The 6965-nt window shown below is 72.0% G+C and carries 10 protein-coding genes and 1 pseudogene; 5 read left to right on the forward strand and 6 right to left on the reverse strand.

The window, feature by feature from the left end; translation table 11 throughout:
* Positions 1-89: 89 nt before the first annotated feature.
* From AC08OT_RS07015 to AC08OT_RS07025, 3 genes are all read left to right on the forward strand, one after another.
* Positions 90-1235: a lysophospholipid acyltransferase family protein gene (locus AC08OT_RS07015; protein WP_476602649.1), complete on the forward strand. Its 1146-nt coding sequence runs from the start codon at positions 90-92 to the stop codon at positions 1233-1235.
* Positions 1236-1484: 249 nt separating this feature from the next.
* On the forward strand, positions 1485-1892 hold the full coding sequence (locus AC08OT_RS07020; RefSeq protein ID WP_476602650.1) for a hypothetical protein: 408 nt from the start codon (positions 1485-1487) through the stop codon (positions 1890-1892).
* A complete protein-coding gene (locus AC08OT_RS07025) occupies positions 1889-2113 on the forward strand; it encodes a helix-turn-helix transcriptional regulator (protein WP_476593348.1) in 225 nt (74 codons plus the stop codon). The genes AC08OT_RS07020 and AC08OT_RS07025 overlap by 4 nt, the downstream gene beginning before the upstream one ends.
* Positions 2114-2122: 9 nt before the next feature.
* Here the strand turns inward: AC08OT_RS07025 and AC08OT_RS07030 are convergent, their stop codons facing one another.
* The 5 genes and pseudogenes from AC08OT_RS07030 to AC08OT_RS07050 form a co-directional block, all read right to left on the reverse strand.
* Positions 2123-3244, reverse strand: coding sequence for a WD40 repeat domain-containing protein (locus tag AC08OT_RS07030; RefSeq protein ID WP_476597649.1), 1122 nt, complete (start codon positions 3242-3244; stop codon positions 2123-2125).
* Positions 3241-3753 (reverse strand): CobW family GTP-binding protein, encoded by a 513-nt coding sequence (locus AC08OT_RS07035; protein ID WP_476602651.1) that lies wholly within the window; start codon positions 3751-3753, stop codon positions 3241-3243. Before AC08OT_RS07035 ends, AC08OT_RS07030 begins: the two co-directional genes overlap by 4 nt.
* Before the next feature lie 67 nt (positions 3754-3820).
* Positions 3821-4231 (reverse strand): annotated as a pseudogene (locus AC08OT_RS07040) (CobW family GTP-binding protein); the annotation flags it as partial.
* Complete coding sequence (locus AC08OT_RS07045; RefSeq protein WP_476593351.1) at positions 4228-4428, reverse strand: hypothetical protein; 201 nt, start codon at positions 4426-4428, stop codon at positions 4228-4230. The pseudogene AC08OT_RS07040 and the gene AC08OT_RS07045, both read right to left, overlap by 4 nt.
* 95 nt (positions 4429-4523) lie before the next feature.
* Positions 4524-5825, reverse strand: a complete 1302-nt coding sequence (locus AC08OT_RS07050) for a metal ABC transporter permease (protein ID WP_476602652.1) — start codon at positions 5823-5825, stop codon at positions 4524-4526.
* Between AC08OT_RS07050 and AC08OT_RS07055 the strand changes: the two genes are divergently transcribed.
* Positions 5812-6096, forward strand: a complete 285-nt coding sequence (locus tag AC08OT_RS07055) for a TetR-like C-terminal domain-containing protein (RefSeq protein ID WP_476602653.1) — start codon at positions 5812-5814, stop codon at positions 6094-6096. The two genes, AC08OT_RS07050 and AC08OT_RS07055, sit on opposite strands and share 14 nt — an antisense overlap.
* Here the strand turns inward: AC08OT_RS07055 and AC08OT_RS07060 are convergent.
* Entirely contained in the window at positions 6081-6500 is a 420-nt protein-coding gene (locus tag AC08OT_RS07060) for a TM2 domain-containing protein (protein ID WP_476593354.1), read from the reverse strand. The two genes, AC08OT_RS07055 and AC08OT_RS07060, sit on opposite strands and share 16 nt — an antisense overlap.
* A 269-nt stretch (positions 6501-6769) precedes the next feature.
* Between AC08OT_RS07060 and AC08OT_RS07065 the strand changes: the two genes are divergently transcribed.
* A partial coding sequence (locus AC08OT_RS07065; protein ID WP_476602656.1) for a hypothetical protein occupies positions 6770-6965 on the forward strand: 196 nt, incomplete at its 3' end.

A 6965-nucleotide genomic window follows, 5' to 3' on the forward strand; every position in this document is an offset into this window, starting at 1 on the left:
TGCGGTCGCCGGGTGGGACGCGGTGGCCATGCGCGGCGGAGCACAGGTGCCAGCGGTGGACCGGATCGGCAGGGGCAGAGGTGAACGGGATGGCGGGTAGGCCGCGACGGGGTGTGGGGCTGCGGGCGGTGGTGGCCGGGTGGCGGCCGGGTGGCCGCGGGCCGGTCCCGGGCAGCGCCGAGGCGCATCGGATCCCCGAGGTGCCGCGGGAGTTCCCGACCGCGTGGGCGCGTCGCCCGGCGGCGCGGGCCGCCCAGGGGGTGTTTCTGCGCGGGGCGATGCGCCCGCTGCTGCGGACGGCGCTGACGGTGGCGGTGCACGGGGCGGAGGCGTTCGACGGGGCCCGCGACACCCCGGTGATCATCGTGTCGAATCACAGCAGTCATCTGGACGCCCCGCTGCTGTTGTGCACGGTGCCCGGGTGGGTGCGGGCGCGTACGGCGGTGACGGCGGCGGCGGACTATTTCTTCGACAGTGCCTGGCGGGGGGCGTCGAGTGCGTTCGCGTTCGCGACGGTGCCGATCGAACGGCACGGTGGGGCGCCGTCGGCGACGCCGATGAACCTGCTGGGGGACGGCTGGAACCTGGTGATCTTCCCGGAGGGGACGCGGTCGCGGGACGGGGCGCGGGGCCGGTTCCGGTTGGGGGCCGCCTATCTGGCGATCAACGCGGGGGTGCCGGTGATTCCGGTGGGGCTGCGGGGTGCGTACGCGGCGATGCCGCGGGGACGGTCCTGGCCGGTGGCGGGCCGTCCGCCGGTGTGGGTGCGGTTCGGCCGGCCGATGCGCCCCGCGCCGGGTGAGGATGTGCGGGCGTTCACCGCGCGGCTGGCCGCCGAGGTCGACCGGCTCTGCGTCGAGGACGCGACCTCCTGGTGGGAGGCGACGCGGGAGGCCTTCGCCTCGGGTCTGCCCGGTGCGGCTGGGACGGCTGGGACGGCCGAGGAGGCGCAGGCCGGGGATGCGGCGCAGGTGCCGGCGACGCGCTCGGCCCCGGACGTCGCCGCGACGGGCGCCGGGAACACCGGTGGTGCGGCCGGTGGTGGGGGCTTCCCCGGTCGAACCAGCCTGCGGGTGGTCCCCCGACCGGGTGGGACGGGTGGGGCCACGGGGTCGGCGGCGGTCTCCGCGCGGCTGCGTGGCGCCCCGAACACTCCGACGGCACGGTGGCGGCGGATCTGGGCGGCGACCGAGCCGGCGCCGCGCCCCGGGTCGCGTTCCCCCTGGCGGCGTTAGAACCGGGCCGCGGCTTAGCCCGGCGAGGTCGAGGACGGCCAGAGCGCGGGGCCGGTCTGTTGAGCCTGGCCCAGGCGACGGTCGAGTTCAGCGTCCAGCCGCGTGGTGGCGTCGGCCACGCCGGTCTCCTCTCACTCCTCCCCAAGGATACGGGTACGCCTACGTAGCCGTATCCTTCTGCATCGATGTCCAGAGCCGCCTATGACAAGCAAACTTGACTTGATGTAAAGCTAGCTTTACATTCGTACCATGATCGATGAGACGCGGCAGGACAACGTGACACGTGCCGCCCGCAGGGCGATCTTCCTGGACGATCTCCCCGTCGCCACCCTCGGAGGGATCGCTCTGGCCCTGGGCAGCGACCCTGACCAGACCGCCGCCCAGGAGGCCTGGTGGCTGGGGGTCAGCGGCGCGTTCACGCTCGCCGTGGCATGGGTATTGCTGCGCGCCTTCCGCCGCGCCGACGAGTACCAGCGCAAGATCCAACTGGAGAGTATGGCGATTGCCTTCGCGGCAGTCCTGGTAGGGCTTCAGCTAGCCGCTCTGCTCGACGCCGCTGGCATCGTCCAGCTACGCCAGCTCACCCAGATAATCACCATCGGCGGCGTGGCGATGTGGCTGCTGATCGCAGACCTACGCACCCGTCTACGCCGATGAAGAACCAGCTGCGCGTGCTGCGGGCGGAACGCCGGTGGAGCCAGGCCGACCTGGCCGACCGATGCCGGGTATCCCGGCAGACCATCAACGCGATCGAGACCGAACGGTACGACCCCAGCCTTCTCCTGGCCTTCACCCTCGCCGACATCTTCAGCCTGGCCATCGAGGAGATCTTCATCCCCGACCGGTCAGGGACAACCACCGCCACCGACCGGCCCTGAGCTCGGCTGTTACGAGCACGGTTTTCGTCCCGGTCCCGGCCAGGCCGTCGCGCAATCGGAGCCCATGGCATGGTGAGGATCCAGCGCTGGAGGTCGACCAGCACGAGCGCGGTTTCCCGCCTGGCCGGATGCCGGGCAGGTCAGACCCTCCTTAACGGCCGCCTTCCAGGTAGGCGCCGGTGTCGAACGCGTACAGGGTGCCGGCGCGGGTGGCGATGAGGATGCGCCGCTGGTCGAGCCAGGTGAGGGCGGTGGCCGGGGCGTCGAGGTCGAACCGGTGCGCCGGTCGGGCGGGGCGGCCGGGCGCGGCGGTGGCGCAGGTGGCCAGGCCGGCGCCGGTCGCGGGCTGCCAGGCGAGCGCGGTGATGGTGTCGTGACCGCGCAGCAGCCGGGGCCTTTGCCGGCGAAGTCCCAGACGGTGACGTCGGGGGCGCCGTTGTTGGCGAGCCATCGCCCGGTGGGGTCGAACGCCAGCTGGGTGACCTTGCCCAGGTAGCCCGGCATCTCCAGTTCCTGCCGGTCGCGGGTGCGCCAGATGTGCACGCTGCGGTCCTGGTTGCCGGTGCAGACCCACCGGTCGTTGGCGCCGACGGCGATCGCGAGGTGCGAGCCCGGGTAGCGCAGGTGTTCGACCGGGTCGGTGCTGTGCCGGGCGTAGCGGTAGGCGCCGCCGTAGGCGGCGGCGACGACCTCGCGGCCCGCCCGCAGCCAGGCGAGGTCGGTGACGGTGCTGGGCGCCGGGCCGGTGCACCACAGCAGGCTGCCCTCGGCGGCGTGCACCCGGACGTGCCGGCCGCAGGCGACCGCCACCCGGTTGGCGCCGTACCAGCGGGCGCGGGCGGACCAGCCGGCCGTGCCGTACGGGCTGTGCTGCTGGCCGGTGGTGTGCCACAGCCGGTAGCCGGTGGGGCCGGTCAGCGCCAGGTGGGCACCGTCGGGGGAGAACGCGGCGTCGAGCAGGCCGCCGTCGACCGACAGGGAGGCGGCGGGCTCACCGGTGTCGGCCTGGTGGATGGCGCAGGTCCCGTCGGCGCCGGCCACGGCGAGCAGCCCGCCGGCCGCGCTCACGGCGACGGGGGTCTCGTCGATCCTGGCCTGCCACAGCGGGGCTTCGATGGTCGCGGTGCTCATGCGGCGGTGGTGAGGCAGGCGGTGAACCCGGTCTCCAGTTCGGCGCGGTCGAGGTTGCGGCCGATGAAGACCAGCCGGTTGGTGCGTGGTTCGTTCTCGCGCCAAGGGCGGCCGGTGTCGCCGTCGAAGAGCATGTGCACGCCCTGGAAGACGTACTGGCGGTCGTTGCCGGCCAGGGCGAGGATGCCTTTAGACCGGAAGATGTCCACGCCCTTGCTCGCGAGGAGCTTGCCGAGCCAGGCGTTGAGCTTGTCGATGTCGACGTCACCTGGGGTGTCGATGCCGACCGAGGTGACGGTGGCGTCGTGCTGGTGGTCGGTGCTCTGCAGGAACTGCGGGTCGGTCTGCAGGACGTGGGAGAGGTCGAACGCGCCGACGTCGAGGATGGCAGCCAGGTCGATCTTCGCGTGCTGCGCCGGGATGATGTCGGCGAGGGCGTTGATCTGCCGCAGCCGGGTCTGGATGCCGCCCAGCTGGTCGGGGTCGACCAGGTCGGTCTTGTTGAGCACGAGGCCGGTCGGCGAAGGCGACCTGCTCGACGGCCTCGTTCTCCACCCCGTCGGGTTTGACCTCGTCGAGGTGGGTGAGGATGTGCCTGGCGTCGACGAGGGTGATGATCGCGTCCAGGCGCAGCTGGCCGCGGATCTCGTCGTCGACGAAGAAGGTCTGCGCCACGGGCGCGGGGTCGGCCAGGCCGGTGGTCTCCACCAGGATCCGGTCGAAGCGGTCGCGGCGGCGCATCAGCGTGCCGAGGATGCGGATGAGATCCCCGCGCACGGTGCAGCAGATGCAGCCGTTGTTCATCTCGAAGATTTCTTCTTCGGCGTCCAGGACGAGGGCGTCGTCGACGCCGAGCTCGCCGAACTCGTTCTCGATGACGGCGATGCGCAGGCCGTGCTGTTCGCTGAGGATGCGGTTGAGCAGGGTGGTCTTGCCGGAACCGAGAAAACCGGTCAGCACGGTGACGGGTACCCGGGTATCAGTCATTCTTTTTCTCCTTCAGGTGACAGGGCGGCGCGAACGGACTCGGCGGTCAGCTCGGCCATCGGCTGGTGCAGCGTCCATCGGCGCGTCGGCGCGCCCGCGGACAGCACGGCAATGACGGTTTCCACAGGTGGGCAGCCCGGCTCGGCGCAGGCCAGCTGCTGGATGACCACCGTGTGGCTGTCGTCCAGCAGCAGCATGTCGCGGACGACCGCCTTGAGGGCGGCGGCGTTGGCCCGGCCGGTGCCATCGGGCCGGCCGGCGGGGCCGGCCAGTGGGGTTGTCGGATTGGTGGTCAGGATGTTCTCCCTTGGCCGGTGGTGGTTTGGTCGCAGCCGGCCAGCGGCACACGCCCATGGTCGGTGCGGGGGCCGGGGCGGGCGGTGCGGGTCAGCGCGGCGGCGGCGACCTCGGTGACCGCGAGTACCCCGACCACGGGGCCGGCGGGCAGGTCGAGGTGGTAGCTGGCCAGCAGCCCGACCAGCCCGGCGGTGACGCCGAGGCCGGCGGCCAGCAGCCGGGCGGCGGCGGCCGGGGCGATGCACAGCGTCAGCGCCATCAGGACTCCGACGGTGGTCAGGCCGATCACGACTACGAGGCCGAGCCCGAGGATGACCGCGGTGTCGACCAGGCCGGTGCGCACGCCGAGGGTGCGGGCGTGGCCCGGGTCGAAGGTGGTGGCGACCAGCAGCGGCAGGCATCCCGCGGCCGCGGCGATGACCAGCGCGGCGATCGCCAACTCGATGATCACATCGGTGGTGGTGACGGTCAGCGGGTTGCCGAACAGCACGTGCGAGAGGGCACGAGGCTCGGTGCTTTGCGATACCCCGATCACCCCGAGGGCGAACAGTCCCTGCCCGACCACCCCGATGGCGCTGTCCTCCGGCAGCCGAGCCCGGACCACCAGCACGGCGACCAGCAGCGCCATCACCGCCGCCGCGACCAGCCCGCCGGCCAGCAGGGAGGCGCCGAGCAGCGCGGCGGCGGCGGCGAGGATGGCGAGGCTCATCGCGTCGGTCAGGTACACCAGGCGGCGGCTGGTGGCCCACACCCCGGCGACCGGTGCGGCCACGCCGACGGCCAGGGTGGTGACCAGGGCGCGCTGCATGAACGGGTACCCCAGTGGCCCGGTCAGCCAGCCGAGGCCACTCACGCCGGCGGGCAGCACCTGGCCGGCGGGCCCGTCGGCGAGTACCGCCCGGTCGATGACCACTGCCCGGTCGAACAGGGCACGGGCCAGGTGCAGCTCGTGCAGCGCGCAGCAGACCGCGATGCCGCCGGTGGCCAGCTCGGTCAGCGCGGCCAGCAACGCGCTGACGCTCGCGGCGTCCAGGCCGTCGCACGGCTCAGGGAATGCAGATCCATGCGTACGTAACAGGGCCGCCTCGATGGCGCGGCGGTCCGCGGCGGCTGGCCGCCGCCACCACCGCCGCGGGGAAAGCCGGCCGGTCGCCACCGCCTGGCGGACCGAGATGGGCAGGTCCCAGCGCGGGGTGGCGCGTTGCGGCACGAACGCCACCCGCACCTCGCTCGCCCCCCCGCAGTTCGGTGCGCCGGTGGTGGCATGCCGTCGCCTGGAGGAGATGTCCTCCCCCACGGGCCGGGCGTTCCTGCGCGACCTGGTCGCTTCCTGCGGCGGCGACCGGCCGGCGTGCTGCTGTGACCTATACATCCGCAAGCAGATCGGGGTCATCGTCGAACGGGCCGCGCGTCACGGTGAACCCGCCCCCGGGGTCGGTGAGATCGTCGAGGGGGTCATGGCACCGATGATGTACCGCATCCTGTTCGTCGCCGACCCGGTCGATCTCGCCGACGCCCGCCGGTTGGTGGACGCCCTGCTCGCCCGCGGTGGTCAGCCGCGCGGGTAGCCGAGCCGGGTGTTGTACTCCTGGACCGCCGAGGCGGAGCTGACCATGGCGATCACCCACACGATGAACCACACCGGAACAGTGATGATCAGTGTGACGATGAAGAAGGAGAACATCCACAGGAACAGGTCGGCGATCAGGAGCACGACACCCGTGGTGGTCCTGCCGGCGTAGATGTGGCCCACGCCCAGCCACAGGAAGGTCAGCAGCAGCGCGACCGCGACCGACTTCGGCGGTACCGGCGGGTAACCCTGGCCCGGGCCGGGACCCGGGGAGGACTGCGGCGGGCCGATCGGGTACGGCGTCGGGCCCGGCCCGCCGGCCTGGCCATGAGGCGGCCGCGGCGGCTGTCCGTACGGCCCAGGCTGCTGCGGCTGCCGGTGCGGGTCGTCCCACCCTGTCATGTGGCCCCCGATCTTGTCGGTGCATACTGTAACAGGATCATCCGGCTACGTGCATGGACCGGAATATCGGAACCGCGACCGGCATCCCGGCCTTCGGGAATATGACGTTTACCACACAAAGATCGTTATGTGGATAAACCTGTCGACAAGCCGGTGGGTAACCTGCCGCGACCCTGTGGATGCCCTGTGGGGCAATGCTGATCCCCGGATTCGCCGAGAAGTCAAGACGTTGCGGTGCGTACCAGCCGCGATATCACTGGAGTGTGACTCTGGCGCATCTGACTTCTCGTCCGACCACCACCACCCGGTCCGCCGTACCCACCGCGCCGGGCAGCGTCGCCCGGGTCGCCGCCCGCACCCGGCTGTCCGCCGAGCTGCTGGCGGCGGTCCTGGAGGTCGAGCGGCGCACGCGGGCCACCCTCGAGGACATCGAACGCGCCGACGCACTGGCCGAACGGCTGCTCG

It is taken from the genome of Frankia sp. CgJB1, from assembly GCF_977947065.1.